Below are 26,263 nucleotides of genomic sequence, written 5' to 3'. Positions count from 1 at the left end.
CTCCGGTCTCACGCGTTCGACCCGGCCGGGCGGCCCGCGACGAGCGTGATCGCCGCGGCGGCGAGCGCGCAAGCCGCCAGGAAATAGAGGCCGGCCTCGTAGGTCCCGGTATAATCCTTCAGCCAGCCCAGGACGTAGGGGCCGACGAAGCCGCCGAGATTGCCGATCGCGTTGATCAGCGCGATCCCCCCGGCGGCCGCGGGCCCGGCCAGGAACTCCCCCGGCATCGCCCAGAAGGCGGGCTTGCTCCCGTAGAGCCCGATCGTGGCCACCGACATCGCCGCGAGCGCCCAGAGGCTGCCGAGCATGGGGCCGGAGACGACGAGGCCGAGGGCGGCGACCAGCGCGGCGATCGCGAAGTGCCAGCGGCGCTCGTCGCGCCGGTCCGACGACCAGCTCCAGGCGATCATGCCCAGGGTCCCGACGCCGTAGGGCACCGCCGTCGCGACCCCCGTCTCCCAGTCGGTGAGGTGCAGGCTCTTCAGGATCGGCGGCAGGAAGAAGGTGATGCCGTAGGTGGCGGTACCGATGCTGAAGTACATCGCGCCCAGCGCGAGCACGCGCCGGTCGGTCAGGACCTGCCCCAGGGTGAAGGGCCCGTGGGCCCGGACCGTGTCGTCCCGCTCCGCCGCGATCGCGGTCCCGAGCCACAGCCGCTCCTCGGACGTGAGCCACGCGGCCTGTTCGGGCCGGTCGGTCATCAGCGCCAGGACCGCGAAGGCCAGCAGGATCGAGGGCGCCGCCTCGAGGAGGAACAGCCACTGCCAGCCGTGCAGGCCGAGCGCCCCGTCGAGCTGGAGCAGCGCCCCCGAGATCACCGCCGTGAGGGCGTTCGAGCCCGGGACCGCGAGGAACAGCGCGGCGACCACGCGCGCCCGGTACCGCTTCGGGAACCAGTAGGTGAAGTAGAGGATCACGCCGGGGAAGAAGCCGGCCTCGGCCACGCCCAGCAGGAAGCGCAGGGCGAGGAAGCTCGCCGGGCCGGTGATGAGCGCCATGCTGCCCGCCACCAGCCCCCAGGTGACCATGATCCGGGCGATCCAGAGCCGCGCACCGGCGCGCTCCAGGAGGACGTTGCTCGGCACTTCGAAGATGACGTAGCCGAGGAAGAAGATGCCGGCCGCCCAGCCGTAGACCGTGGCGGAGAACCCGAACTCCCGGCTCAGCCCGAACGCCGCGAAGCCGACGTTGGTCCGGTCCATGTAGGCGACGAAGTAGATGAGGACGATCAGCGGCAGCAGACGCCGCGACACCTTGGCGACCGTCCGCCGCTCGATCTCCGGCGCCGCATCGCCCCCGCGCAACCCCGCCGCCATGGCGTCCCCCCGAGCCGAATCCGACGCGTCCCGGCCCTTTGCCGATCGCGGGCCGGGCCGGAGCGGGCCGGTGCGGCACGCTCAGCGGCCGGTCCGCGTCCGCCAGGCGGCGAAATCGGCGAGGCTCTGCTCGTCGGTGGCAGGGTAGAGGCCGAGGATTGTGCGGCCCTTGCGTACCTCCTCGGTGACGAAATCCTCGTAGGCGGTCATCTCCACGGCCTCGTCGGCGACCGCGTCAGCGAGGTGGGCCGGGATCACCGCCACCCCGTCGCCGTCGCCGACGATCACGTCGCCGGGAAAGACGGGCGCGTCTCCGCAGCCGATCGGCACGTTGATGTCGATCGCCTGGTGGACCGTGAGGTTCGTCGGTGCCGACGGGCGCGCGTGGTAGCTCGGCATCTCGAGCCGGGCGATCTCGTCGGCATCGCGGAAGCCGCCGTCGGTGACGAGCCCGGCGCAGCCGCGCACCATCAGCCGGGTCGCCAGGATCGAGCCCGCGGAGGCGGCCCGGGCGTCCTTCCGGCTGTCGATCACCATCACGGCGCCGGGCGGGCACTCCTCCACGGCCTTGCGCTGCGGGTGCGCGCGGTCGCGGAACACCGTGATCGGGTTCAGGTCCTCCCGGGCCGGGATGTAGCGCAGGGTGTAGGCCTCGCCGACCATCGTCGGGCCGCCGGCCTTCAGGGGCAGCACGCCCTGGATCATCTGGTTGCGGAAGCCGCGCTTGTAGAGGGCGGTCATCAGCGTGGCCGTGCTGACGGTCTTCAGCTTGGCGCGCGTCTCAGGGGACAACCCGGACATCCGCTTCTCCTCCCCGAGCCTCGGTCTCGGCAACCGCGGACGGTGACAATCACGCGTCGCTTGCGCCGGCCTTGGCTCCCGTCCGCGCTGGGCGCAGACTGATATCCCAGCTCTTGAGTAACACGGGGCGCCGCGCCATTGTCAACCGGCGCGGGTCGCGACCGACCCGGGCAGAGATCGACGGGGAAGCCCTTGGCCGAATTGGACTTTGCGGGCGGCGGCAGCGCCTCGGCGGCGGAGGCGCGCAGGCCGCGCTCGCTCGCCGAGACCGCCTACGACGCCATCGAGCAGATGATCATCAGCCGCCGTCTCGCGCCCGGCGCGATGGTCTCGGAGGGCGAACTCGGCGCGGAGCTGGGCCTCGGCCGGACCCCGGTCCGCGAGGCCCTGGCACGGCTGAAGACGATCGGGTTCGTGGAGGTCCACCCGCGCCGCGGCGTCCTCGTCACCCAGGTCGACATCATCAGGCACCTCGAGCTGCTGGAGGTGCGGCGGCCCCTCGACGAGACCGTGGCCCGCTGCGCCATCGCGCGGGGCACCGAGGACGACATGGCGCGGCTGCTGGACCGCGTCGGCGGGCTGCGCCGCACCGCGGAGGCCCGCGACCGGGAAGCGTATTTCCGGCACAAGCGCGCCCTGCACGAGGGGCTGGTCGGCGCCGCCTACAACCCGACGCTCGCCGGCACCATGGCGGCGCTGCACGCGCAGTCGCGACGGTTCTGGTACACCTACGAGCCGACCGCGAGCTTCCCGGACTGCGCGGCGATCCACGCGGCGATCGTGTCGGGCATCGCGGCGCGCGACGCGGGGGCGGCCCTTGCCGGGATCGGGACGCTGTTCGACTTTCTCGACCGGATGACACGCCGGGCCCTCGACCGGCGCCCCCTGGTCTGACAGGTTGACCGCCCCGAACCCGCCCCTATCCTGAGACTGGGATATCAGACGCATCTCAGCGGCGGGCGGATCCACGGCCGATCCCGGCGCCATGTCCCGGACGCGGCCCGAGCGCCAGGGAGGAACGGCTTGAACGGATTGCCCCCACGCACCGGCGCGCAGGTGCTCGTCGACCAGCTCCGCGCGCAGGGCGTCGCGCGCGTGACCTGCGTCCCCGGCGAGAGCTATCTCGCGGTGCTCGACGCCCTGCGCGACAGCGGCATCGACGTGCTGGTCTGCCGGCAGGAGGGCGGCGCGGCGATCATGGCCGAGGCCGCCGGCAAGCTCACGGGCCGCCCTGGCATCTGCTTCGTGACCCGGGGCCCCGGCGCCACCAACGCTTCCGCCGGCGTGCACATCGCCCGCCAGGATTCGACGCCGATGATCCTGTTCGTCGGCCAGATCGCCCGGCGCATGCGCGACCGCGAGGCCTTCCAGGAGGTCGACTACCGCCAGATGTTCGGCGGCGTCGCCAAGTGGGCGGTGGAGATCGACGACGCGGCGCGCATCCCGGAGATCCTCGCCCGGGCCTTCCGGGTCGCACTGCAAGGCCGCCCGGGCCCCGTCGTGGTCGCCCTGCCGGAGGACATGCTCGACGACGTCGCGGCCGTGCCGGACGCGCCGCGCGTCGTCCCGGCCGCGCCGGCCCCGTCGGGGGACGACGTCGCGCGCCTGCGGGCCATGCTGGCGGAGGCGCGGCGGCCGGTGGTGCTGCTCGGCGGCTCCCGCTGGACGGAAGGCGCCGTCGCCGCTCTGGCCGCCTGGGCCGAGCGCCACGACCTGCCGGTGGCGGTCTCGTTCCGGCGGGCCCAGCTCTTCCCCGCCGACCACCCGAACTTCGCGGGCGAGCTCGGGATCGGGCCCAACCCGGCGCTGCTCGCCCGGATCCGGGAGGCCGACCTGCTGCTGATGGTGGGCGGGCGCCTCTCCGAGATGCCGGCGCAGTCCTACGGCCTGCTCGGCATCCCCAATCCCGGCCTGCCGCTGGTCCACGTCCACGCCGACGCGGCGGAACTCGGCCGGGTCTACCAGCCGGCGCTGGCGATCGAGGCGGCGCCCGAGACCTTCTGCACGGTCCTGCCGGAGTTCGAGGCCACCGGCACCGGCCGCGCCGCCGAGGCCCACGCCGCCTACCGCGCGTGGTCCGAGACGCCGGAGCCGAAGCCCGGCGCGTTCCAGTACGGCGCGGCGATCGCGTGGCTGCGCGAGCGGCTGCCGCCGGACGCGGTGATCTGCAACGGCGCCGGCAACTTCGCCACCTGGGTCCACCGCTATTACCGGTTCCGCGCCTTCGGCACGCAGCTCGCGCCGACCTCCGGCTCCATGGGCTACGGCCTGCCCGCCGCCGTGATGGCGAAGCGCAGCCGCCCGGAGCGGATCGTCGTGGCGCTCGCCGGCGACGGCGACGTGATGATGACCGTGCAGGAATTCGCGACCGCGGTTCAGTACGGGATCGCCGTCGTGGTGGTGGTGCTCGACAACGGCATGTACGGCACGATCCGGATGCACCAGGAGCGCGAGTATCCCGGCCGCGTCTCGGCGACCGAGCTGCGCAACCCCGACTTCGCGGCGCTGGCCCGCGCCTTCGGCGGCCACGGCGAACGGGTGGAGCGCACCGAGGAGTTCGCCCCCGCCTTCGAGCGCGGCCTCGCCTCCGGGCTGCCGGCCATGATCCACTGCCTCGTCGATCCCGAGGCGCTCACCCCGACCATGACCCTCGCGGCCATCCGCGAGAAGGCCCTGGCGGCGCAGCGGGGCTGACCGCCCGCACGCGCCGTCCCGGTGCGGCCCGCCCGCACCCCCACCGAGAGGAGCAGCTCATGACCCTGCGCGGCGAGAACCTGATCGGCGCCGAGGCGCGGCGCGGCACCGAGGCGGCCTTCCGGGCCGTCGAGGCGGCCACAGGACAGACCCTGGAGCCGGACTTCCCGGGCGCGAGCCGGAGCGACCTCGACCGGGCCTGCGCGCTCGCCGAGGCCGCCTTCGACACCTTCCGCGAGACCGACCCGGAGGCGCGGGCCGGCTTCCTGGAAGCGATCGCCGCGAACATCCTGGAGATCGGGGACGACCTCGTCACTCGCTGCATGGCCGAGACGGGGCTGCCCCGGCCGCGGATCGAGGGCGAGCGCGCCCGGACGGTCGGCCAGCTGCGCCTGTTCGCCGGCGTCGTCCGCGAGGGCAGCTACGTCGAGGCGCGGATCGACTCGGCCCTTCCGGACCGCAAGCCGCTGCCCCGTCCGGACCTGCGCCTGCGCCGGATCGCCGTCGGCCCGGTGGCGGTGTTCGGCGCCTCGAACTTCCCGCTGGCCTTCTCGGTGGCGGGGGGCGACACCGCCTCGGCCCTGGCGGCGGGCTGCCCGGTGGTGGTCAAGGCCCATCCCGCCCATCCCGGCACCTCGGAACTGGTCGGCCGCGCCGTCCAGAAGGCGGTTGCGTCCTGCGGCCTGCCGGAGGGGACCTTCTCGCTGCTGTTCGATGCCGGCCAGTCGATCGGGCAGGGGCTGGTGGCCGATCCCCGGATCGCGGCCGTCGGCTTCACGGGCTCGCGCCGGGGCGGCACCGCCCTGATGGCGATCGCGGCCGGGCGCCCGTCGCCGATCCCGGTCTACGCCGAGATGAGCAGCATCAACCCGGTGCTGCTGTTCCCCGGCGCGCTCGCCGCGCGGGGCGCCGCGATCGGCAAGGCCTTCGCGGCCTCGCTGACGCTCGGCGCCGGGCAGTTCTGCACCAATCCCGGCCTGATCCTGGCGCTGCCGGGTCCGGGTCTCGACGCCTTCCTCGAGGCGGCCGGCGCGGCCCTTCGCGAGAGCCCGGCCGCGACCATGCTGACGCCCGGCATCCAGCGCGCCTACCGCGAGGCCGTGGCGCGGGTGGCCGGCCACGCCGCCGTCACCCGCATCGCCGAGGGCGCGGAGGGCGGGGCGACCCAGGGCCGGGCGACTCTGTTCGCCGCGGATTCGGACGTGTTCCTGGCGGATCCCGAGCTGCAGGAGGAGATGTTCGGCGCCTCGGGGCTCGTGGTGCGCTGCGCGGACTTCGCCGCGATGCGGGCGGTCCTGGAGCGTCTGGAGGGCCAGCTCACGGCCTCGCTGCACCTCGTGCCGGAGGATCACGCGGCCGCCCGGGACCTGCTGCCGCTCCTGGAGCGCCGCGTCGGCCGGATCCTGGTGGACGGGTTCGGGACCGGCGTCGAGGTGGCGCACGCCATGGTGCATGGCGGGCCCTACCCGGCGACCTCGGACGGGCGCACGACCTCGGTGGGCAGCCTCGCGATCGACCGGTTCCTGCGGCCGGTGAGCTACCAGGACGTCCCCGACGCCCTGCTGCCGGCGGCGCTCCAGGCCGCCAACCCGCTGGGCCTGCCCCGCCGGATCGACGGCACGCCCGAGCGCCGCTGAGCCGCTTCGGGCAGGGGCCGGACGGCCGCGATCCGCCGCTTGCCAGGGGCGGGCGCGGCGTCTAGACAGCCTCCGCTCACCTTGGGGCGTCGCCAAGTGGTAAGGCAGCGGTTTTTGGTACCGCCATTCCCAGGTTCGAATCCTGGCGCCCCAGCCAAATTTCCCAAGGGAAACAGGACCTTCGGTGCCGGGACTGAGCGGGCCCGCCGGAACGCGCGGTGTCGCCCCGCGGCACGAGAATCCGCACGGTCCCGAACGGCCCGCGGGCCGTCCGGCGCCGGCGCTCCGCACCGTGAGGCCGAGACGACCGCTGTGGAGAGCGAGACCGCGACGGCTGAGCCCATCACGTTCCCGACAGGCCACCACGTCGACGTGGGCCAGGCCATCGAAATGCGCTCTCAGGCGAGGAGCCTCCGCGCCGACGCTGCGCCGCTCGTGGCCGAGAGCGCGATCAACATGAGTTTCCCGAGGACGACATGAGCGACGTGCCCGATCCGAAGCGGAAGACGATCGCCGACAGCGTGCTGGTTCGTCTCAGCACGTTCGCGTTGGGCATCGGCCTGTACGACGGCATCGCCCGGAGCATCGTCGAGAAGGCGGTCGCCGACATGCCGGAGGCCACCGTCGAGCAGATCGCGGCGGCGGCGCGGATGATGATGCTGTTCGTGTCGGGCTGAGAGCGGTACATGGCCGGGACAGCGACCCTGCTGGCGTATCCGGTGAAGGGATGACCGCGTGATCCTGCCTCCCCTCCGCCGGACGGCGGCCGACGCGCGGACGGTGGCCACCGTCGCCCACGACGGCCAGGTCGACAAGGGCGGCAGGCCGTATATCGAGCATCTTGCGCGCGTGGCTGCCGGCGTGCTCGGGCTGTCGGAAGGGTGCCCGTTCTGGTCCGACCTGGAGCGGGACGAGGCGCTGCAGGCCGCGTGGCTGCACGATGTGGTCGAGGACACCCGCTACGGGTTCGGCGACTTGGCCAAGGAGGGATTCAGCGACAACGTGCTGACCTCGGTCGCCATGCTGACGAAGCCCGGAGGTCGCGTCACCTACGCGGCCTGGATCAACAACATCGCGAAAGTGGGCACCCTCCGGGCGACCCTCGTCAAGCTCGCCGACCTCGAGGACAATTCGGATCCCGGGCGTCTGGCGCTCCTGCCCGCGGAGACCCGCGAGCGGCTTCATCTCAAGTACGAGCCGGCCAAGGCAATCCTGCGCGCGGCGGCGGCGGCGAAGGGCTGGCTCGGTTCACCGACGACGGTCGAAGGCAGCGGGCCGCGTTAGCCCCGCGCCTTGCCCATGCGGCGAAGCTTCGCGCGACCGGCACCGTCCCGCTGTCACGGCCGCGGCATGCGCGGCGACCCGCGCCGCGACACCCCTGATAGCTCGGCGCCGAACCGCCCGCGCGCGTGCACCGCAACAGCGAAGCCGCCGTCGACGGTCAGATGGAGAAGCCGCTCGTCCATCTCGGTCAGCATGGTGTCGGGCTTCACGCGATCGACCAGCCCGTCATTGATCGAGGTCGGCCAGACGACGTGCACCTCCCGGAATGTCTCGGCGAACAGGATCGTCAGCATGAACGGCGCCCGGTGGCCGAAGCTGTCCCCGAAGAGCAGCGGCCGCCCGCGACCAAGGCCCGGACAATCGAGGGAAGGTCAAATCATCCTCTTCCCAGATCTTGGACGTGCGCCAGCGCACGCGATTTACAATGCTCGCGGTTCGCGCGCGGATGAAGAGCCGATCATGTGAACGTTAATACAAGGGGCCTCGATCTCTGGGGGCATCGCGTGAGCCGCACGTATCCGAACACTCGCAGAGGGCGAGCTTTGCTGTTCAGCCGTCAAGCTGAGCCGACCATTCGGACGTCGGATCTGGTGGGAGCCACGGCCGGGGTCGCACTCCTGGGCGGCCTGTGCTTGCTGCTCGTGGCCCTGCTCACGAGCGAGGCCCAGGGATTTACGGATCTCACGTCGATCCTCACGGACAGCTAGAGCAATACCCGACCCTGTTGCGGCCGGACGCGCGCGCGCTTCCGGGCCGCGTGACGGAGTCGCGCATCCCGGTCAGGCTGCCGCACCTCGCGCGGGCGGCACCGCTCCCCCGGCGCGGGCTCCGGCGAGGCGCCCGTTCCCGGCAGCGGCGAGGCTGCGGGTTCCAGGTCCCGGCCGTTCGTCCCGCCCCGACCCGCCTCGGCCCTCGACCGCGCGCCGGATTCCTGCACGATGGGCGATCGGGACGCGCGGACGAGGGCAGCGCCCGCTGCCCTGGCGCGGGACAGCACTCCAGAAGACCATCGCGGCTCGGCGGGAGGCGGTTTCGCGGCGCCCGAGGGGCACGCGGCGATCGCCGACGGCGGTTCGCACAGGCGTTCGGTCGGAAGAGCGTTGAATCGCGGCCGCCATTCGGAAAGGCTCGCTCCGCCCGATCCGCATCGCCCCCCGGAGGTGAAGACCCTGTGCCGCACGCGACCGAACTGATCGCCATCATCGCCCTCGGGCTGACCCTCGCCTTCATCTGCGGGATGGTCGCGCAGCGCCTCAGGCTGCCGCCGCTGGTCGGGTACCTGGTCGCGGGCGTCCTCGTCGGCCCCTACACGCCGGGCTTCGTGGGCGACAGCAACCTCACGGGCCAGCTCGCCGAGATCGGCGTCATCCTGCTGATGTTCGGGGTCGGGCTGCACTTCTCGTTCAAGGACCTGATGGCCGTGCGCGCGATCGCCCTGCCCGGAGCGGTGGTGCAGATCGCGGCGGCGACCGCCATGGGGATCGGCCTCGCCTTCGCCTGGGGCTGGACCCTCGGGCAGGGCCTGGTCTTCGGCCTCGCCCTCTCCGTCGCGAGCACGGTGGTCCTGCTCCGCGCGCTGGAGGAGCGCGGCCTCCTCGACACGGACAACGGCCGCATCGCGGTGGGCTGGCTCATCGTCGAGGATCTGGCGATGGTGCTGACCCTCGTGGTCCTGCCCGCCCTCGCGCCCTCGCTCGGGGGCGAGGCCCGGGGCCTCGGGCACGGCACGGCCCACGCCCTCACGGACCTCGTCGCCCAGCTCGTCGGACCGGAGTACGCGCAGAGCCTCGCGCTCACCGTCGTTCTGACGCTCGCCAAGGTCGCGGTCTTCGCGGGGCTGATGCTGGTGGGCGGACGCCGCTTCGTGCCCTGGCTGCTCGACCAGGCGGCGCGCACCGGCTCGCGGGAGCTGTTCACCCTCGCGGTCCTGGCCCTGGCCCTGGGCATCGCCTTCGGCTCGGCGGAGCTGTTCGGGGTCTCCTTCGCCCTCGGGGCCTTCTTCGCCGGGATGGTGCTCGCCGAGTCCGATCTCAGCCATCAGGCGGCCGCCGATTCGCTGCCGCTGCAGGACGCCTTCGCGGTCCTGTTCTTCGTGTCGGTCGGGATGCTGTTCGATCCGGGGATCCTCCTGCGCGCGCCGCTCTCGGTCCTGGCGGTGCTCGGCGTCATCATGGTCGGCAAGTCCCTCGCGGCCGTCGCCATCGTGCTGGCCTTCCGGCACCCGCTGGGCACGGCCCTGACGATCGCCGCGAGCCTCGCCCAGATCGGCGAGTTCTCCTTCATCCTGGTATCGCTCGGCCTGTCGCTGAAGCTGCTGCCCGAGGAAGGGCGCAACCTGATCCTGGGCGGAGCCCTGCTGTCGATCACGCTGAACCCGCTCTTCTTCGCCCTGGCAGCGCGGATCGAGCAGGTCTTCGCCGACCGGCCGGACCTCGCCGCCCGCTTCGCGCGCAAGGGCGCGGCCGACGTCGCCATCTCGGGCGGGGAGCCGCCGCGACGGGACCACGTCGTGATCATCGGCTTCGGGCGCGTCGGCAGCAGCATCGGCGCGACGCTGGAGACCTGGGACCTGCCCTACGTGGTGGTGGAGCGCGACCGGCGCCGCGTGCTGGCCCTGCGCGCGGCCGGCACGCAGGCCGTGTTCGGCGACGCGACCGCGCCCGGCATCCTCGAAGCGGCCGGTATCGGCACCGCGCGCCTGCTCGTCGTCGCCACGCCCGACGCGCATCAGGCCCGTCGCCTCGTCGAGGCCGCGCGCGCCGCCAACCCGGGGATCGACACCGTGGTCCGCACGCACAGCGAGGCGGAACGTCGGCATCTCGAGGAGGACGGCGTCGGCCTCGTGCTGATGGGCGAGCGGGAGCTTGCCCTCGGCATGTCCTTCTACGCGCTGCGCAGTCTCGGCGTGCGCGAAGGCGAGGCGCGCGTCTTCATCGACACGGCGCGCGCGGAGAGCCGGAGCGACGCGGAGGTCACGGTCGGGCCGGTGAAGGGGACCCCCGAGCTGCGCCATCAGCACGACCGCGACGGGGCGGACCTGTCGTGACGCGGGACCGCGGGGGCGGCCCGGTCGTGGCCGCTCCCACACGGGGCCGCGGCGGATGTCGGCAGCCGGGGGGCCGCCGTCAGAGGTAGCTCAGGACCGGCGATGTCGAGGCCCGCTTCAGGCGCACCATGGCGCGGCACGCCAGCCAGAGGGGAACGCTCACGGCGGCCGCGACGAGCCAGAGCGCGAGGGGCGAGCCGGCCTCCACCCGTCCCGACGCCCCGGCGAGGCCCAGCGCCACCGCGCCGTCGTAGAGGACGCGCAGCAGCGCGAGGTGGAGCAGGTAGAAGAACAGCGGCGCGCCGCCGAAGACGCGCAGGCCGCCGAGGAGCCGCTGCGGCATCACCTCGAACAGCGCCAGCAGGCCGAGACCGAGGCCGAGGGTCAGCAGCAGGAAGTCGGCCGAGGGCGGGTACTTGGTCAGGTTGACGAAGGACAGCACCGTGGCGAGCGGCGTGGCCCCCGCCTGCCACGGCACCGGCTCGCCGTAGCCGTTGAGCCCGCGCAGGACGAGGAAGCCGACCAGGGCGGCCGCCCCCAGCCCGAGGAGCCCCGCGCGTCGGCGCGCGGCGTCGACACCGCCGGCGAAGAGCCGCCCCAGGGCGTAGCCGGCCGCGATCACGCCGATCCAGGGCAGGAGCGGGTACGAGGTCCGCGCCAGCCCGCCCCAGGGCAGCGCGATCATCCCGCGCTGGTGCAGGATCGACCAGAGCACGTAGCCGGACTCGTCCGCCCGGATCGCGACCCCGTCCAGCAGGTTGTGGCCGAGCATGAGCACCAGGGCCCCGGCCACGAGGGCGGCCCGCGGCAGCCAGAGCAGGCCGGCCAGCGCCACCATGCAGAGACCGATCACCCAGATCACCTGCAGGTACAGGATCGGCGGCCGGACGCTGCCGGCCCAGGCGACGTTGACGAGCGTCACTTCCAGCAGGATCAGGAGCAGACCGCGCTTGAGCAGGAAGGCGGCGGTCGCCCGCGCGCCGTGCCTCTGCCCGTAGAGGCACGCCGAGAGGCCGGTGAGCAGGACGAAGACCGGCGCGCAGAGGTGCGAGGCAGCCCGTGTCAGGACCAGGTCGGGCGGCGTCGCGGCGAGGTCCATCGGGTCGCGGACCTGCGCGTGAAGGTAGAAGAACTCCCGCACGTGGTCGACGAGCATCAGCAGCATCACCAGCCCGCGCAGGGCGTCGATGGAGCCGACGCGCCGCGATGCCGCCGGACCGCCGGGCGCGGCGGCGGGCGCCCAGGACGATGCGACCATCAGGAGCGCGCCACCGTGCCGAGGGTGCCCCGCGGGGGAGTGCCGATGTCGGCTCGGACACCGCCGGCGATCGCGCGGAATGCCGGCGTCCATCGAGCGGCGCGGTCCTGGCGGCGGCTCGCACGGGCACCGGCCTGCGCGCGGAGGGCCTGCGGATCGGTGATCAGGACGTTCTCCTGCGCGAGGGGCCGTGGCGCGTCGGTCGCGCCGCGGCGGGTGACGGGGTCGAGCGCTCTTCCGTCTGGTAGCCGAACTCGGCTTCGGGGCGAAGGGCCGGCTGGCACCGTCGATGCCGGTGCCGGACCGGAAGGAAGCCGCCTCGCCGTGTCCGGGCCTGGCCCGGGGCTCGTCCGCGGCACGGCCAGCCGGCCCGGATCACGGCACCGGCCGCTCGCGGGCGTACCGGATCGGCGGCCGGCCGACGTGCCGGGCGAAGGCGACGCTGAAGGTACTCGCCGAGCTGTAGCCCACCCGCGCGGCCACCTCGGCCATCCCGACCGCCTCGCGGCGCAGCAGATCCTTCGCCAGCGCCATCCGCCACGCCAGCAGGTACGCCATCGGCGCGACCCCGACCGCGCGGCGGAACCGCTCGAAGAAGGTGGACCGGGAGAGGCCCGCCTCCCGCGCGAGCGCGGCTACCGTCCAGTTCTCCGTCGGCCGATCGTGCATCCGCCGCAGGGCAGCGGCGAGCCGGTCGTCGGCGAGCCCGCGCAGCAGTCCCGAGGGCGCCGCCGGCCCGGCGGTGGCGCGCAGCGCCTCGATCAGCACGACCTCCAGCAGGCGCGCCAGGACCACGTCGCGGCCCGGCCGGTCGGCGCGGGTCTCCTCGTTCACGAGGCCGAGCAGAGTGGTCAGCCGGGCGGCGCCGCGCACGTGGACATACCGGGGCAGCAGCGAGACGAGCAGATCCGCGTCGCTCGACGCGAAGACGCAGTGGCCCACGAGCATCCGGACATTCGGCGGCCCCTCGGCGTCGCCGAGCCGGAACACGCCGGGGCTCACAGCGACGGGACGCTGCGCTGCGCGCCGCGGGGGCGGCGGCTCGAGGCTGGTGGTGGTGAACGCGTGGGCCGCGGGGATGAGGACGAAGTCGCCCTCTCCGAGCACGATCCCGGCCTCGCCGTCGATCGCGAGGCGGCACCCGCCCTCGAGCACGGCGGCGTAGAACGGAAGCCCGGAATCCGTGCGCCGCACCGCCCAGTGACCGGAGCCGGTGACGAGCTTGGACAGCGGGGCGCTCGGCCGGAGGAGGCCGACCACCTGGGTGAGCGGATCGGGCATTCTCGGACGCTCGCCAATGCGAAACGGACTTGCGCACGTATCAGGTCCGGCCCGCGCTCCCTATCACCCCGTTGCCGCTTCTGCACGGGAGTTCCCATGAACACGATCCTGATCACCGGCTGCTCGTCCGGCTTCGGCCTGGAGACGGCCCGCACCTTCCTCGAACGGGGCTGGCGCGTGGTCGCCACGATGCGCGGGCCGCGGAGCGACCTGCTGGCGCCCTCCGATCGTCTGAGCATCCTGCCGCTCGACGTGACCGACCACGACAGCATCGACCGCGCGGTCGCGGCGGCCGGACCGGTCGACGCGCTGGTCAACAACGCCGGCGTCGGGCTCCTGAACGCGCTGGAGGGCGTCTCGATGGACGCCGCGCGGGAGGTGTTCGAGACCAACACCCTCGGCAGCATCGCGATGACCCGGGCCGTGGTGCCGCAGTTCCGGGCGCGCCGCGCGGGCGTCGTCGTCAACGTGACGTCGAGCGTGACGCAGCGCCCGCTGCACCTGCTGTCCGTCTACACGGCGAGCAAGGCGGCGGTGAACGCCTTCACCGAGTCCCTGGCGCTGGAGCTCGAACCGTTCGGAATCCGCGCCCGGCTGGTCATTCCCGGACGGGCCCCGGAGACCGCGTTCGGCGCCAACGCGCGCGCCCGCATGGGCATGGACATCCCCGAAGCCTACGCGGCGGTGGCCGCGAAGGTCTTCGCCGGCATCCAGCAGGCGGACGGGGACCTGACCCGGTCCTCGGACGTGGCGGAGGCGGTGTGGCGCGCGGTGACCGACCCGTCGTGCCCCATGCGTCTGCCGGCCGGCGCCGACGCGGTGGCGTGGGCCAAGGCGGGCTGAGGGCGAGTCGAGAGCTGGCTGAGGGCGGCGGCGAACCGCGCAGGCCCCAGGCCGGAGATCCGGGATCCCGACGCGGGAGCCCGGATTCAGGACGGATCGGCGCGCGCGCCGGCCTTCCGGCGCGGGCCCAGGGCCCGATGCAGAATGCGGCCGAGCTGCTCGGCCGAGTACGGCTTGTGCAGCAGCGTGAAGTCGTGGGTGTCCGACTGCGCGAGCACGTGGCTGTAGCCCGAGGTCAGCACCACGGGCACCTGCGGCGCGCGCCTCCGGAGCTCCTGCGCGAGCGCGACGCCGCCCATGCCGGGCATCACCACGTCCGAGAAGACCAGGTCGTATCGGTTCCCCACTCGGCCGAGCTCCTCCAGCGCCTCCTCGGCGTTGGCCGCCCAGGTCGGCCGGTAGCCCAGATCCTCCAGGATCTGCGTCGCGAACTGCCCGACGCCGACATTGTCCTCCACAACCAGGACGCGCTGCCCGCTCCCGAGCGGCGCGAGATCCGCATCCGGCAGGCGGTCGCCGGCCGGCCGGTCCTCGGACGCCACCTGCGGCAGGTAGAGAGTGAACGCGGTGCCCGCACCGAGGGTGCTGCGCACGTCGACGTCGCCGCCCGACTGCTTGGCGAAGCCGAAGACCTGGGACAGGCCGAGGCCGGTCCCCTTGCCCACCTCCTTGGTGGTGAAGAACGGCTCGAAAATCCGCCCGATCCGCTCGGGCGGGATGCCCGTGCCGGTGTCGATCAGCGACACGGCCGCGAAGGGCTTCCGGGACCCGGCATGGCCGCGGATGGCCGGCAGGGCCGCGCCGCAGGTCACGCGCAGGGTCAGCGTGCCTTCCCCGTTCATGGCGTCGCGGGCGTTGACCGCCATGTTGACGAGCGCGGTCTCGAACTGGCTCACATCCGCCCGGATCAGGCAGGTCGCCTCCGGCACCTCGGTCACGACCTGCACCCGCGCGCCCGTCAGGGTGTCGAGCATGTCGGCGATCGCCCGCACCCTCTGGCCGACCTCGAACACCTCGGGCTTGAGGGCCTGCCGGCGGGCGAAGGCCAGCAGCTGGCCGGTGAGCTTCGCGGCCCGCTCCACGGTCTCGGAGACCGCGTCGAGGTAGCGGCGCTTGCGGACCTCCGGCAAATCGGGCCGGCGCAGGAAGTCGACGGACGAGCGGATGATGGTCAGCAGGTTGTTGAAGTCGTGGGCGACGCCGCCGGTGAGCTGGCCCACCGCCTCCAGCTTCTGCGACTGGCGCAGCGCCTCCTGCGCCTGGGCCAGCTCGGCCTGACCGCGCAGCCGCTCGGTGACGTCCATGACGAACTGGTAGCAGCCCGTGCGCTCGCCCCGTGCGTCGCGCAGGGTGCGGAAGCTGATCTCGTAGGAGGGGCGCGCCCGCTCCGCGTCGCCGAACGCCTCGACCAGGGTGATCTCCTCGCCGGCGAGCCCGCGCCCCCACCCCGCCCGCACCTGCGCCTGATGCTCGGGCTGGTCGGCCAGCAGGTCGAGCATGTTGTCGCCCACCTTCGGCCTCACGCCGTAGATGCGCGCGAACTCGTCCGCATTCGCCTTGTTGATCGCCAGGATGTTGTAGTCGAGATCGGCCGCCATCACCATGATGTCGGTTCTCTCGACGATCGTGGCGAAGAGATTGCGCTCCGCGGTGCGCTCGGAGACCTGCAGCTCCAGGGTCTCGTTCAGGTGCTGAAGGCGGCGCTCGCTCTCGGCGAGCCGCGTCTCGGCCTCCTTGCGCCGGCTGAGATCGGCCGTGACGATCAGCAGGCTCTTGAGCCTGCCGTCCGCGTCGTCGAGGCGCCGGATGCTGCTGCTGGCCCAGATCGCGCTGCCGTCCGGGCGGAGATAGCGCTTGTCGAGGGCGACGTCGCGGTCGGTCTCGAGGGCCCGCGCCAGCGCGGCCGCGCTCGGCGCCCGGTCCGCGGGATCGGTCACGTCGGCGACGCCGAGCCGCAGCAGCGCCTCGGCCGGGCGCCCGAGGATCCGGCACAGCTCGGTGTTGACCCGCAGGAAGCGCCCCGCGGCATCCACCTCGGACAGGCCGACCGAGGCGCCGGCGAAGATCGCCGCCAGGTGCTCCTCGCTCGTGCGCAGGGCCGCCTCGGCGCGGGCGCGCTCGATCGCCGCCTTGACGCGCTCGCCGACGTCGCGGATCAGGTTCCCCTCGGCGGTGGTCCAGGCGCGCGGCACCGCGCTCTGCACCGCCAGCAGGCTCACCCACTCCGCGCCGCGGAACAGCACGACGTCGACGAAGGCTGCGACCTCGCGGGATCCGAGGCCGGCGCGCGCCGCCTCGCTGAAGCGGGGATCGGCGGCCACGTCCTCGACCGCGACCACCGTCCCGTCGCGGTAGGCGGCCAGGAGGTCGGGGCCGAACGCCGCCAGGGAATGCTCCCCGACGATCGAGCCGACGCCCCGGACGTATTCCCGCTCGACCTTCATCAGGCTGCCGGCGATCTCGGCGTAGAAGACGCGGCTCGCGCCGACGCGCTCGCCGAGGCGCCGCGAGGCCACCGCGACGATCTCCGCCGACGCGGTCAGCGGACGGAGCGTGTCGCTGAGATCGAGCAGGAAGGATTGCCGCTCCTCGTTGTCCCGGCGCGACGCCTCCGTCTCGCGCGGACGGCGGGCGGCGGCCGCCTGGCCGGCGATCGCCGTGCAGGTCCCGACGAGGCCGGTGACGCGCCCCGCCGTGTCCCGGACCGGCACCAGGGAGAGCGCGAAGCGCGCCGCGTCGGCACCGCCGTCGCCGTGGAGGAGGGGCTCACCCTCCGCCGTGTGGACCGGCCGGCCGGCATAGGCCCTGTCCACGAGGGACGCGAGACCGGCCCCGACCCCGCCCCAGACCGCGAGACAGTCCCGGCCGAGGGCCGCGGGATGCCGGTCGCCGAGGATCTCCGCGTAGAGATCGTTGTACAGGAGCCGCCGCTCGGGGCCCCAGAGGATGAACGTCGGCCGGTTCGCGCCGAACATGACCCCGACGAGGGTCGTCAGCGATTCGGGCCAGGCGAACAGCGCGCCGAGGGGCGTGCTGTCCCAGTCGTGCGCGCGCAGGAGCACGGCCATCGCGCCGCCGTCGGCGAGGAAGGCCGGGTCGCAGATCGGGGCGTCAGATCTCCCGTGCATGGCGTCCTGACGCGGCTTCGACGGGCATCGGGGGTTCCTCGCGCGACGGGGTCTCGGCGAGACTCGACCCGGCCCGTTCGATCGTCGGGGCGGCATCGCGCATCTGGCCGCCCGGCATGCCAGACCGGTCCCACGTGACGCCGAGCTTGTCAAAGCCGGGATAGCGCCCGCGTGGCCGGATCGCAGGATCCTGATGCCGCCGGTGCCCTCAGGAGACGGCGGCCGGGCGACGCGCCGGGTCGGCGGAGGCGAGATGGCGCCGCAGCGTCAGCGCCAGGGCGTTCGAGCGCCACGGCCGCCGGACGATGTCGGCGACGGGAACCGCCGCGAGGAGTTCCGGCTGCACCGCGTCGGTCGACGACAGCGAGAGCACGATCGGCCGCCCGGAGATCCGCGCGGCGCGGTGCGCGAAGGCGAGGCCCGAGAGATCGGCGAGACGGTTGTCGACGATCAGCAGATCGAACCGCCCCGGCTCCCGCCGCAGGACGGCCAGGGCCGCCTCGGGGTCCGCGTAGCCGACCGGCTCGTAGCCGAGCGCCGCCAGCGTCTCCTCGTCGTCCTGGACCGACCGGCGCGTGCGCCCGACCAGCATCACGGTCCCGCCGGCCGCCGCGCCGGCCGCGGCCTGCGGGATCACGGGCAGCCACACCGCGAAGGTGCTGCCGCTGCCCGGCGCGCTGCGCACGTCGAAGGCGCCGTCGTGCTCCTGAACGAACTCGAAGGCGGTGGCGAGCCCGAGGCCGGTCCCGGCCGGTCGGGTGGTGAAGAACGGCTCGAAGATCCGCGCGAGCGTGGCCTCGTCCATGCCGCGGCCGGTGTCGGACACGCGGATCCGGACGTAGGCGCCGGGCCGCAGGGTGCCGTGGGTCAGGGCGCTCGACCGCGGCAGGGCGACGTGGTCGAGTCGCACGTCGACGGCCGCGCCCGGCGCGGAGGCCTGGACGGCGTTGCGGATCAGGTTGTGGACGACCTGCTGCAGCTGTGCCGGCTCGCCGCCGACGCGGGCGCCCGCCGCGGTGCCCGAGAGCGCGATCGTGGCCGGTCCGGCCGTGGAGGCCCGGATCTGCGCCACGGTCTCGTGGACCACCGCGTCCGCCGCGCTGGTGCACTGCGCGGAGCGCGCGGGGCGGCCGAAATCGAGGATCTGGCCGGCGATCTCGCGCGCGCGGCCGCCGGCCTGGACCAGCAGCCCGATATGCTCGGCCGCCCGCCCCGGATGGGCCGGCAGGGCGTCCCCGGCGATCTCGGCGTGGCCCAACATGACGTTGAGGACGTTGTTGATGTTGTGGGCGACCCCGCTGGCGAAGGTCCCGATGGCCTCGAGCCGCTGGGCGCGGCGCAGCGCCGCCTCGATCTCCCGGCGCTCGGCCCAGACGTGCTGTCGCTCCAGGGCGGCCGCGAAGCTGTCGGCGACGACCTGCAGCAGGCCGCGCGAGTGCCGCAGCCAGGGCGGCAGGCCGGAGGTGGTGCGCTCGAAGCAGAGCAGGCCGACGATCCGATCGCCCCGGCGCAGCCGCGCGCAGGCCCACGAGACGACGCCGCGCTCGGCCAGGGAGCGGCGCAGGGCCGGCGGCCCGGTCTCGTCCGCCACCTCGACGAAGATGAGGTCGCTGGCGGCGGCCGCGACGTCGTGAACGAGGGCCTGCTGCGCCGCCGGCCAGCCGCTCGGCGGCGCGAGGCCGGGCCGGTTCCAGAGATGCACCGCGCCGGTGCCGTCGAGCATGAGAACGTAGCCGTGATCCGTGTCGAGCCCTTCGCCCACCATGGCGAGGACGTCCACGATGCGCGTGTCGGTCTCGTCGGGCTGGATCGCCAGGAAGCGGTTGGCCGCCTGCGCCACGACGGTCTGGAAATCCACGGTCCGGCGCAGGATTCGGGTCCCGGCACGCATCAGCACCCCCACGCGGACCACGAGGGCGAGCAGCGCGAGGGCGACGGCGTAGAGCGCGAGGCGGAATCCGTCCGCCCGGGCCTGGCGCCGGTCGCGGAGGCTTCGCCGGGATTCCAGGAGCGCCTCGCGGGCCGCCTCGCTCGACGAGGCCGGCAGCGAGCGCGTGACCGCGTCGACGTGCGGCAGCAGTTCCAGGAGCTGGCGCCCGTGCAGGACGATGGCGTCGACGTCGCCGGCCCGGGCGGCCGCCCCGTCGGCGGCGTGCAACGTCTCGAGACGGGTGCGGATGTCGGCGAGGCGCGCGGGCGTCGAGTCGCGCACGAGCTCCGAGATGCGGATCTGGAGCGCGGCCACCGCGCGCGCGAGGCCGGGAGCGATGTCCGACTCGGACAGCCGGTCGCTGAGCGAGTCGAAATAGGCGATCGAGTTCTGCACCAGGGCGTTGCCGGTCTTGAACCGTTCGACCATCGCGGCCTCCCGCTCCACCGCTTCGGCCAGCGCCTGGACGTCGGGATCCCCGGCATTGCTCGCCTGCAGGTCGGCCCCGGCCTTCTGCATCTCGCGCAGGTGCGCGACGATCGGGTCGTAGTTGCGCAGCAGGCCGGTCCGGGCCCGCAGCACGTCGTGCTGCATGCGCGACTCGGCCAGAGCCAGGGCGTCGACGGTCCGCTGGGTCGCCAGGTAGGCGGCCTCCATCCCGCCGTTGCCGTTGATCAGCAGCCACGTCAGCAGCGCCGCGAGCAGCGCGCCGAGCGTGACGGCCTGCAGGGTCAGTCTCATAGCTGCGGCTTGCCGTCCTGAGAGGCTGCGCTGGGCGCTGGCGGCGCGGTCAGGGGCCGGCCCTGGTAGGTGCCGGTCAGGGTCCCGAGGAAGGCGACGATCCCGTCGATCTGCGCGGGGGTGAGTTCCCGGCCGAGCTGCGCCCGCGCCATGAGCCGCACCGCCTCGGGGAGCGTGGCGATCCCGCCGTCGTCGAAGTAGGGCGCCGTGACGGCGACGTTGCGCAGGCTGGGCACCCGCAGCACCTCGGCGACCTTGTTGGGGATCGTGACGAAGATCCCGACCTTCTCGAACAGGTTGCCGCCGACATTGACGCCCTGGTGGCAGGACGCGCAGCCGATCCGGCGGAACAGGTCGTAGCCCGCCTGCTCCGCGCCGGTGATGGCGTGGGCGTCACCGCGCAGCCAGCGGTCGAAGCGGCTGTCGGGTGTGAGGAGCGTGCGCTCGAAGCTGTTGATCGCGTCGATCACCGTCTCCCGGTCGGCCGCGCGCCCGTAGGCGGCCTGGAACATCGGGGCGAGCACCGGGTCGCCGCGCACCGTGTCGAGGATCCGGGGCCAGGAACCGCCCAGGAACTCGGGCCGCGTCAGGGCGAGCTCGGCCTGCTCGCGCAGGCTCGGGATGTCGCCGGCCCAGCCCAGCCGGAAGCTGAGCGCCGCATTGAAGGCCGTCGGCGTGTTGCGCGGAACCGGCGTGCCGTCGGCGGTCAGGTTCCGGGGCACCGCGCTCGCGCCGCTGGTGCGGATGTCGTGGCAGGTGATGCAGGCCCGGTCGCCTCCGCGTGACAGCCGCGTGTCGGTGAAGAGCAGGCGGCCGATCGCGGCCCGGGCCGGGTCCGCCTCCAGGGTGTCCGGCACCGGGGTGATCACCCCCAGCGCGTCCGCCGCCTCGGCGGAGAGCGCGGTGTCGGCCGGCCTGTCGTGGCCGGCTGGCCTCTCGTGGGCGGCCGCGGCGAGGAGCGCCGCGGCGCTGCCGAGGAGCGCCGCGACCGCGACGCGCCATCGGCCGGCCCGGAACCGGGTCACGGCTACAGCTTCTCGACGGTCGCGGCGAGGACGTAGCCGACGCCGCGCTCGGTGACGATCAGGCGCGGCGCGCTCGGATCCACCTCCAGCTTGCGCCGCAGCCGCAGGATCTGGACGTCGATGCTGCGATCGAACACGTCCTCGTGGACGCGCGTGGCCTGCAAAAGCTGCTCGCGGCTGAGCGGGCGCTGGGGCGCGTCGAGGAAGGCCACCAGCAGGGCGTACTCGCCCTTGCTGAGCGCGACATCCGCGCCGTCGGGATTGGTGAGGCGCCGGCGACGCCGGTCGAGCACCCAGCCTTCGAAGCGGCTGCGGTGGGATTCCTGGACCCGCGCCGGGGCGGGCGCCACCTCGGCCCGGCGCAGGATGACCCTGACCCGCGCGAGCAGCTCGCGCAGCCCGTAGGGCTTCACGAGGTAATCGTCGGCGCCGAGCTCGAGGCCGATCACCCGGTCGATCTCGTCCCGGCGATGGCCGGTGGTGATGATCACCGGCAGGTCGCTCCGGGCCCGCAGGTCGCGCAGCAGGTCGAGCCCGTTCTCCGAGCCCAGCCGCAGGTCCAGCACGACGAGGTCGAATTCGGCCTCCGCGAGCCGCTTCTCCGCCTCCGCCCGGTCGGTCGCCGCCGTCACGGCGACGTCGTGGTCGGCGAAGTGGTCCGAGACGATGCGCTGCATGCCCGCGTCATCCTCGACGAGGAGGATGCGGGTCGTGCCGGCGCGCGCGCTCCGACCCTGACTCCGGTCCAGACTGGATTCGATCATGGCCACCTCCGGTTCGCGGCGGCCCGCCGCGACGGCACGATCTCGACGCGCCGGTTCGGGGAGCGGGAGGAGCGTCCGGTCGGGCTGATAGCGCCACCCGGATGTCCTTCGCGTCCGTCGCCGGCCCGCCCCGGCGGCCAATCTGAGCGCGTCCGGTCATCGGGCCTTACACGGCTGAGTTGATACCACGCCCCCTAAAAGATTGCGCGCTCCATATTGTGCGTGGCAGCACAGCGCGAGCATTCGTCCCAGCACGTACCGTATCGAACAAACGATATCGCCACCGTTACGGCTGTAACCGAGATCATCTTGTTGAGATACCGGGATGTAACCCGCGGAAATCAGGATCATGCTCTCGCAATAGAGAGGTGATCATGACTGACGCCGCGATCCCGGAGATCGGTCCGCACCTTCACCGAAATCTCTGCAAGTCCGAGCCCGACTGTCGGAAGCCCGCCGCGGGTCTTCCCGGTCCGTCGGGACGCCCGGCGCGGGAGCGCGGCGGCCCGGCTTCGTCCCCGATCGCCGCGCCGCGACCGGCGCTCGCCCGCCACGGACGATGGCTGCTCGACGCGCTGATAATCAGCTTCGCATTCGGCGGATGCATTCACAGTATCCACCCGGACTACGTCGATTTTCTGCGCGATATCAGCAGCAGAAATCGGCACCGAACCTGACGCTCCTGTCGTCGAGAGCTCCACGTCGTCTTTCAAACCGTTCCAGGGAGGTCAGCCGAGTCGCGGCCTCCGCGCGTCTCCGCGCGCGATCATCTCGGGATATCCAGATCATGTCGCTCAACGTCCTCTGCATCTCGTGGGGCACCACCGGCAATCTCAGCCCCGTGCTCACGGCGGCCCGGCAGCTGCGCCGGGCGGGGCACCGCCCGCGCGTCATGGCCGACCCGGCGATGTGCGGGGAGGTCGAGGCGGCGGGCTTCCCGTTCGTCGGCTGGCGCCGCGCGCCGACCGGCCTCGACGCCGACCCGGCCGATTTCTCGGATCTCGCGGACTGGCTGCGGCAGACGATGTTCTCCCCGGCCGGCGCCTACGCGGCCGACACGCTCGACGAGATCCGCCGCCTCCCGACCGATGCCGTCCTGAGCCTCGACCTCCTGCCCGGCTGCGCCCTGGCGGCCGAGGCGGCCGACCTGCCGCACGCGGTCCTGTCGCCGCATATCAGCATCCGCCCGCTCCCCGGCATTCCGCCCGCCGCGAGCGGCCTGACGCCGCCGCGGACCGAGGCGGAGCGGGACGCGGTGGACGCGGCGACGGCCGCCATCGTGTCAGCGATGGAGCGGGGCCGGCCGGCGCTCAACGCCGCGCGGCGCGCCTTCGGGCTGCCGCCGGTCGCCAGCGCCTTCGCCCATTTCGATCGCGCCGACCGCGTCCTGCTGGCCGTCAGCCGGGCCTTCGACTTCGACACGCAGGCGCTGCCCGCCAATTACCGCTACATCGGCCCGCTGCTCGACGAGCCGGGCTGGTCCCGCGGGACGGGGCACGCGTGGTCCGGTACGGGACGGCGGCGGATCCTCGTCGCCGGCAGCACCGGCGCCCAGAACCAGACCAACCTGCTGCGGCGCGTCGCGCGCGCCGTCGGCGCGGTCGAGGCCGAGACCATCGTGACGACCGGACCGAATGTCGGGCCCGCGGACCTGGCCGCCCCCGCCGCCGTCCGGGTCGTGGCGGCCGCCTCCCACGACGCCCTCATGGCGCAGGCCGACCTGGTGGTGTGCCAGGGCGGTCACGGGACGGTCAGCCGCGCCCTGCTGCACGGCGCGCCGCTGCTGGTGATCCCCCTGGCCCGCGACCAGGCCGACAACGCCGCCCGCGTCGCCCTGCGCGGCGCCGGCCTGCGCCTGCCCGCCGACGCGGGCGAGGCCGAGATCGCCGCGGCGGCGCGCCGGCTCCTGACGGAGCCGGGCTTCCGCAGGGCCGCCGCAGTTCTCGGGGCGGCCGTGCGGGCGGATCTCGACGCGGGCGGCCTCGTCCGCGAGATCGACGCGATGGTGGCGGCGCGCCGGGCCTCCGCGGACCGGGGCGGCGCCCGGGGCGGAGACCGGCTTTGGGCCTGATCCGCGCGCCCGCGCCGGCGCGGCCCCGCATCCGCCCCGGCTCGGCCGCCTTCTCGGCGCAGCTCGGGCTGCTGGCGGCGCTCCCGACCTTCGGGATCGACATGATCCTGCCGAGCCTGTCGGACACGGCGGCCGCGCTGCACGTCCCGGCCACCGCGATGGGCGCGGCCATGGGCGTCTACCTGCTCGGCTTCGGCGGCGCGCTGCTGGTCTACGGCCCGGTCTCGGACCGGCTGGGCCGCAAGCCGGCCATCGTCTGCGGCTGCCTCCTCCTCGTCGTGGGCAGCCTCGGCTGCGGCGCGGCGCGGACGCTGCCGGACTTCCTGCTGTTCCGGGCCCTCCAGGGGATCGGCGCGGCGGGACCCGGCATGGCGGTCCTCGCGATGGTCCGCGACCTGTTCGAGGGCGAGGCCGCGCGCGCCCGGATGTCCTTCGTCGTCCTCACCATCAACGTGGTGCCGATGGTGGCCCCGACCGTCGGTGCCGGGCTGATGGATCTCGGCGGCTGGCGCCTGATCCACGCCGCGCCGGTCGCCGCCGCCCTGGCGGCCCTGGTGGCGATCCGGCGCATCGACGAGCCCCTGCGGCGGGCCGCGGGCCCCGGGCCGGCCTCGGGGATCCTGCGCGGCTACGGGCGGATCCTGGCGAGCCGGGTCTTCCTCGGCCACGCCCTGTGCAACGCCGCGGCGGCCGGGGCGGTCTTCGCCTACATCACCGGCTCGGCGCTGGTCTTCATCGACGCCCTCGGGCTCAGCCCGCTGGCCTACGGGCTGGTCTTCGGGGCGAGTTCCCTGTCGGTGATGGTCGGCGCCTTCCTGAACGGGCGGCTCGCGGCCCGGGGCGTCCCCCCGCCGCGGGTGATCGCCGCCGGCCTCGTTCTGGCGACCGGCGCGGCTTCCCTGCTCCTCGTCGCGGCGCTCGCCCGGCCGCCCGCGGGCCTGCCGGTGGTCGCCGCGATGGTCGGCGTGGCCCTGGCCTTCGGCCTCGTGTCGCCCAACGCCGTGCACGGCGCGACGGAGCGCAGCCCGGAGGCGTCGGGCGCGGCCAGCGCCGTCGCGGTCTTCTTGCAGATGCTCGGGGCGGCCGTCGCCAGCGACCTCGTCGCCCGGTTCTTCGACGGCCGGTCCGCCCTGTCGATGGCCGCCGTGATGCTCGGCTGCTGCCTCGCGGCCACCGCCGCCCACGCGGGTCTCGCCCGACCGGCGACCCGCGCCCCATCCCAGCCCCACGGAGAACCCGCATGATCTTCGACCCGCCCCCCTGGCCGCCCCTCCACCTGGAGCGCGACGGCGGCCGGCTCGCCCATATCGAGGCCGGGCCGCTCACCCCCGAGGGGCAGCCGCTGCTGCTGATCAACGGCTGGACCGGCGACCACGGCATCTTCACGCCGCAGATCCGGCACTTCTCGCGGACGCGCCGCGTCGTGGCGGTCGACCTGCGCGGTCACGGCGCCAGCGACGCGCCGGAGCGCGACTACACGGTCGCGGGCTTCGCCGAGGACGTCGCGTGGCAGAGCCGGACGCTGGGCCTCGTGAAGCCGATCGTGATCGGCCACAGCTTCGGTGGCGCGGTGGCGCTGGAGCTGTGCGGCCGCCATCCCGACCTCGCCGCCGGCCTCGTCATGATCGACTCGATCGTCCTGCCGTCGGCGGACGCGGCGGGCGGCGCCGCGATCGAGGGGCTGCTGGCGGGCGTCGGCGGCCCGGATTACCGGTCCGTCGTGCGGGAGATGGCCTGGGCGATCGGCGGCGCCTACGACCACCCGGCCCGGCGGAAGGCGATCTTCGAGACCTTCATCCTCGGCCCCTGCCAGCGGACACCGCAGCACGTGGCCTACGCGGCGCTGCGCGACATGGTGCTGGCCCACGATCCCGTCCCGGCCGCGCGCGCCTGCCGGGTCCCGATGGCCTACATCTCGGCGGACGTACCGCTCGTGGCGGAGGCCCGCGACCTCGACCGGCTGCGGGAGCTCTGCCCGCAGCTCGTCACCGCCCAGACGCTGCTGGCGGGCCACTTCAACACGATCGAGGTGGCCGAGCAGGTCAACGCGATGATCGAGCGCTTCCTGGCGGTCGGCCTGCGGCCGCGCGCGCGGTAGCGGGACGCCGCGGGACCAACGCCCGTCAGGCGGGGCGGGCCCCTCCGCGGAGGCCGTCCCGCGACCCGTCGCGCGGGGCGCGTCAGGACGCCCGGCCGGCCTCCGTCCGGTCGCCCAGGAGGCGCCGCGCCGACGAGATGACCTGGAGCGTCTGGGAGCTCAGCTGCTCCTGGCGCGCCCGCTGCTCGTACTGTCTCAGGCGGACGATCAGGCCGTCCTCGTCCGGGATCCCGTGGTCCATACCGCCGATCACGAAGTCCGTGATCGTCCGTCGGAGCAGCGTCTCGAAGACGTCGTCCGTATTCGCCAGCCCTGCAACCATGAGGACTTCTCCTTCTGCGAAGCG

At 73.6% G+C, this 26,263-nt stretch carries 21 protein-coding genes and 1 tRNA gene; 12 read left to right on the top strand and 10 right to left on the bottom strand.

Annotated elements, in window-relative coordinates; all coding sequences use genetic code 11:
* Positions 1-8: 8 nt before the first annotated feature.
* Entirely contained in the window at positions 9-1,316 is a 1,308-nt protein-coding gene (locus tag ACLBYB_RS14440; protein ID WP_447699171.1) for an MFS transporter, read from the bottom strand.
* 81 nt (positions 1,317-1,397) lie between these two features.
* Positions 1,398-2,117, bottom strand: coding sequence for a ribonuclease activity regulator RraA (locus ACLBYB_RS14435; protein ID WP_012319094.1), 720 nt, complete (start codon positions 2,115-2,117; stop codon positions 1,398-1,400).
* A gap of 192 nt (positions 2,118-2,309) precedes the next feature.
* Between ACLBYB_RS14435 and ACLBYB_RS14430 the strand changes: the two genes are divergently transcribed.
* From ACLBYB_RS14430 to ACLBYB_RS14405, 6 genes are all read left to right on the top strand, one after another.
* Positions 2,310-3,011, top strand: coding sequence for a GntR family transcriptional regulator (locus ACLBYB_RS14430; RefSeq protein WP_244526943.1), 702 nt, complete (start codon positions 2,310-2,312; stop codon positions 3,009-3,011).
* Positions 3,012-3,140: 129 nt separating this feature from the next.
* Complete coding sequence (locus ACLBYB_RS14425; RefSeq protein ID WP_447699170.1) at positions 3,141-4,811, top strand: thiamine pyrophosphate-binding protein; 1,671 nt, start codon at positions 3,141-3,143, stop codon at positions 4,809-4,811.
* Between the two features lie 59 nt (positions 4,812-4,870).
* Positions 4,871-6,448, top strand: a complete 1,578-nt coding sequence (locus ACLBYB_RS14420; protein WP_447699169.1) for an aldehyde dehydrogenase (NADP(+)) — start codon at positions 4,871-4,873, stop codon at positions 6,446-6,448.
* A gap of 82 nt (positions 6,449-6,530) precedes the next feature.
* A tRNA-Gln gene (locus tag ACLBYB_RS14415) sits at positions 6,531-6,605 on the top strand.
* Between the two features lie 319 nt (positions 6,606-6,924).
* Positions 6,925-7,125 carry a hypothetical protein gene (locus tag ACLBYB_RS14410; RefSeq protein WP_056532440.1) on the top strand — a complete coding sequence of 67 codons (201 nt, stop codon included), beginning with the start codon at positions 6,925-6,927 and terminating at the stop codon, positions 7,123-7,125.
* 58 nt (positions 7,126-7,183) lie between these two features.
* The gene (locus tag ACLBYB_RS14405) at positions 7,184-7,732 is read left to right on the top strand and encodes a metal-dependent phosphohydrolase (protein ID WP_447699168.1); all 549 of its coding nucleotides are present in this window, start codon (positions 7,184-7,186) and stop codon (positions 7,730-7,732) included.
* Positions 7,733-7,785: 53 nt separating this feature from the next.
* Here the strand turns inward: ACLBYB_RS14405 and ACLBYB_RS14400 are convergent, their stop codons facing one another.
* Positions 7,786-8,025: a hypothetical protein gene (locus ACLBYB_RS14400; protein WP_447699167.1), complete on the bottom strand. Its 240-nt coding sequence runs from the start codon at positions 8,023-8,025 to the stop codon at positions 7,786-7,788.
* A gap of 878 nt (positions 8,026-8,903) precedes the next feature.
* On the opposite strand from ACLBYB_RS14400, the gene ybaL reads away from it, so the two are divergent.
* Positions 8,904-10,778: a YbaL family putative K(+) efflux transporter gene (gene ybaL, locus ACLBYB_RS14395; protein ID WP_056532444.1), complete on the top strand. Its 1,875-nt coding sequence runs from the start codon at positions 8,904-8,906 to the stop codon at positions 10,776-10,778.
* Positions 10,779-10,857: 79 nt separating this feature from the next.
* On the opposite strand, the gene ACLBYB_RS14390 is transcribed toward ybaL, so the two are convergent.
* On the bottom strand, positions 10,858-12,036 hold the full coding sequence (locus ACLBYB_RS14390; RefSeq protein WP_447699166.1) for a DUF1624 domain-containing protein: 1,179 nt from the start codon (positions 12,034-12,036) through the stop codon (positions 10,858-10,860).
* 375 nt (positions 12,037-12,411) lie between these two features.
* On the bottom strand, positions 12,412-13,317 hold the full coding sequence (locus ACLBYB_RS14385) for a cupin domain-containing protein (protein WP_447699165.1): 906 nt from the start codon (positions 13,315-13,317) through the stop codon (positions 12,412-12,414).
* Positions 13,318-13,413: 96 nt separating this feature from the next.
* Between ACLBYB_RS14385 and ACLBYB_RS14380 the strand changes: the two genes are divergently transcribed.
* On the top strand, positions 13,414-14,160 hold the full coding sequence (locus ACLBYB_RS14380; protein ID WP_447681175.1) for an SDR family oxidoreductase: 747 nt from the start codon (positions 13,414-13,416) through the stop codon (positions 14,158-14,160).
* 86 nt (positions 14,161-14,246) lie between these two features.
* Here ACLBYB_RS14380 and ACLBYB_RS14375 read toward each other — a convergent pair whose 3' ends face one another.
* The 4 genes from ACLBYB_RS14375 to ACLBYB_RS14360 form a co-directional block, all read right to left on the bottom strand.
* Positions 14,247-17,288, bottom strand: a complete 3,042-nt coding sequence (locus ACLBYB_RS14375) for a PAS domain-containing protein (RefSeq protein ID WP_447699164.1) — start codon at positions 17,286-17,288, stop codon at positions 14,247-14,249.
* 208 nt (positions 17,289-17,496) lie between these two features.
* Positions 17,497-19,959, bottom strand: a complete 2,463-nt coding sequence (locus tag ACLBYB_RS14370; protein WP_447699163.1) for a two-component system VirA-like sensor kinase — start codon at positions 19,957-19,959, stop codon at positions 17,497-17,499.
* A complete protein-coding gene (locus tag ACLBYB_RS14365; RefSeq protein ID WP_447699162.1) occupies positions 19,956-20,984 on the bottom strand; it encodes a cytochrome-c peroxidase in 1,029 nt (342 codons plus the stop codon). The genes ACLBYB_RS14370 and ACLBYB_RS14365 overlap by 4 nt, the downstream gene beginning before the upstream one ends.
* A 2-nt stretch (positions 20,985-20,986) precedes the next feature.
* A complete protein-coding gene (locus ACLBYB_RS14360) occupies positions 20,987-21,748 on the bottom strand; it encodes a response regulator (protein ID WP_042669822.1) in 762 nt (253 codons plus the stop codon).
* Between the two features lie 374 nt (positions 21,749-22,122).
* Between ACLBYB_RS14360 and ACLBYB_RS14355 the strand changes: the two genes are divergently transcribed.
* The 4 genes from ACLBYB_RS14355 to ACLBYB_RS14340 all read left to right on the top strand — a co-directional run bounded on the left by ACLBYB_RS14355 (position 22,123) and on the right by ACLBYB_RS14340 (position 25,917).
* On the top strand, positions 22,123-22,425 hold the full coding sequence (locus ACLBYB_RS14355; protein WP_447699161.1) for a hypothetical protein: 303 nt from the start codon (positions 22,123-22,125) through the stop codon (positions 22,423-22,425).
* A gap of 110 nt (positions 22,426-22,535) precedes the next feature.
* Positions 22,536-23,819 carry a glycosyltransferase gene (locus ACLBYB_RS14350; protein WP_447699160.1) on the top strand — a complete coding sequence of 428 codons (1,284 nt, stop codon included), beginning with the start codon at positions 22,536-22,538 and terminating at the stop codon, positions 23,817-23,819.
* Complete coding sequence (locus ACLBYB_RS14345; RefSeq protein ID WP_447699159.1) at positions 23,810-25,063, top strand: multidrug effflux MFS transporter; 1,254 nt, start codon at positions 23,810-23,812, stop codon at positions 25,061-25,063. Before ACLBYB_RS14350 ends, ACLBYB_RS14345 begins: the two co-directional genes overlap by 10 nt.
* Positions 25,060-25,917: an alpha/beta fold hydrolase gene (locus tag ACLBYB_RS14340; RefSeq protein ID WP_447699158.1), complete on the top strand. Its 858-nt coding sequence runs from the start codon at positions 25,060-25,062 to the stop codon at positions 25,915-25,917. The genes ACLBYB_RS14345 and ACLBYB_RS14340 overlap by 4 nt, the downstream gene beginning before the upstream one ends.
* A gap of 82 nt (positions 25,918-25,999) precedes the next feature.
* On the opposite strand, the gene ACLBYB_RS14335 is transcribed toward ACLBYB_RS14340, so the two are convergent.
* Positions 26,000-26,239 (bottom strand): hypothetical protein, encoded by a 240-nt coding sequence (locus ACLBYB_RS14335; RefSeq protein WP_056532465.1) that lies wholly within the window; start codon positions 26,237-26,239, stop codon positions 26,000-26,002.
* Positions 26,240-26,263 lie beyond the last annotated feature (24 nt).

This window comes from Methylobacterium sp. D54C (assembly GCF_053345595.1).
Note: the sequence above shows the minus strand (reverse complement) of the source record. Positions and strands in the feature narration are given on the sequence as shown.

Excerpts from the sequence above, each read along its gene's own strand:
- ACLBYB_RS14440 (WP_447699171.1), bottom strand. The coding sequence starts at position 1,316 with ATGGCGGCGGGGTTGCGCGGGGGCGATGCGGCGCCGGAGATCGAGCGG.
- ACLBYB_RS14435 (WP_012319094.1), bottom strand. The coding sequence starts at position 2,117 with ATGTCCGGGTTGTCCCCTGAGACGCGCGCCAAGCTGAAGACCGTCAGC.
- ACLBYB_RS14420 (WP_447699169.1), top strand. The coding sequence starts at position 4,871 with ATGACCCTGCGCGGCGAGAACCTGATCGGCGCCGAGGCGCGGCGCGGC.
- ACLBYB_RS14410 (WP_056532440.1), top strand. The coding sequence starts at position 6,925 with ATGAGCGACGTGCCCGATCCGAAGCGGAAGACGATCGCCGACAGCGTG.
- ACLBYB_RS14400 (WP_447699167.1), bottom strand. The coding sequence starts at position 8,025 with ATGCTGACGATCCTGTTCGCCGAGACATTCCGGGAGGTGCACGTCGTC.
- ACLBYB_RS14390 (WP_447699166.1), bottom strand. The coding sequence starts at position 12,036 with ATGGTCGCATCGTCCTGGGCGCCCGCCGCCGCGCCCGGCGGTCCGGCG.
- ACLBYB_RS14385 (WP_447699165.1), bottom strand. The coding sequence starts at position 13,317 with ATGCCCGATCCGCTCACCCAGGTGGTCGGCCTCCTCCGGCCGAGCGCC.
- ACLBYB_RS14380 (WP_447681175.1), top strand. The coding sequence starts at position 13,414 with ATGAACACGATCCTGATCACCGGCTGCTCGTCCGGCTTCGGCCTGGAG.
- ACLBYB_RS14375 (WP_447699164.1), bottom strand. The coding sequence starts at position 17,288 with ATGCACGGGAGATCTGACGCCCCGATCTGCGACCCGGCCTTCCTCGCC.
- ACLBYB_RS14370 (WP_447699163.1), bottom strand. The coding sequence starts at position 19,959 with ATGAGACTGACCCTGCAGGCCGTCACGCTCGGCGCGCTGCTCGCGGCG.
- ACLBYB_RS14360 (WP_042669822.1), bottom strand. The coding sequence starts at position 21,748 with ATGATCGAATCCAGTCTGGACCGGAGTCAGGGTCGGAGCGCGCGCGCC.
- ACLBYB_RS14355 (WP_447699161.1), top strand. The coding sequence starts at position 22,123 with ATGACTGACGCCGCGATCCCGGAGATCGGTCCGCACCTTCACCGAAAT.
- ACLBYB_RS14350 (WP_447699160.1), top strand. The coding sequence starts at position 22,536 with ATGTCGCTCAACGTCCTCTGCATCTCGTGGGGCACCACCGGCAATCTC.
- ACLBYB_RS14340 (WP_447699158.1), top strand. The coding sequence starts at position 25,060 with ATGATCTTCGACCCGCCCCCCTGGCCGCCCCTCCACCTGGAGCGCGAC.
- ACLBYB_RS14335 (WP_056532465.1), bottom strand. The coding sequence starts at position 26,239 with ATGGTTGCAGGGCTGGCGAATACGGACGACGTCTTCGAGACGCTGCTC.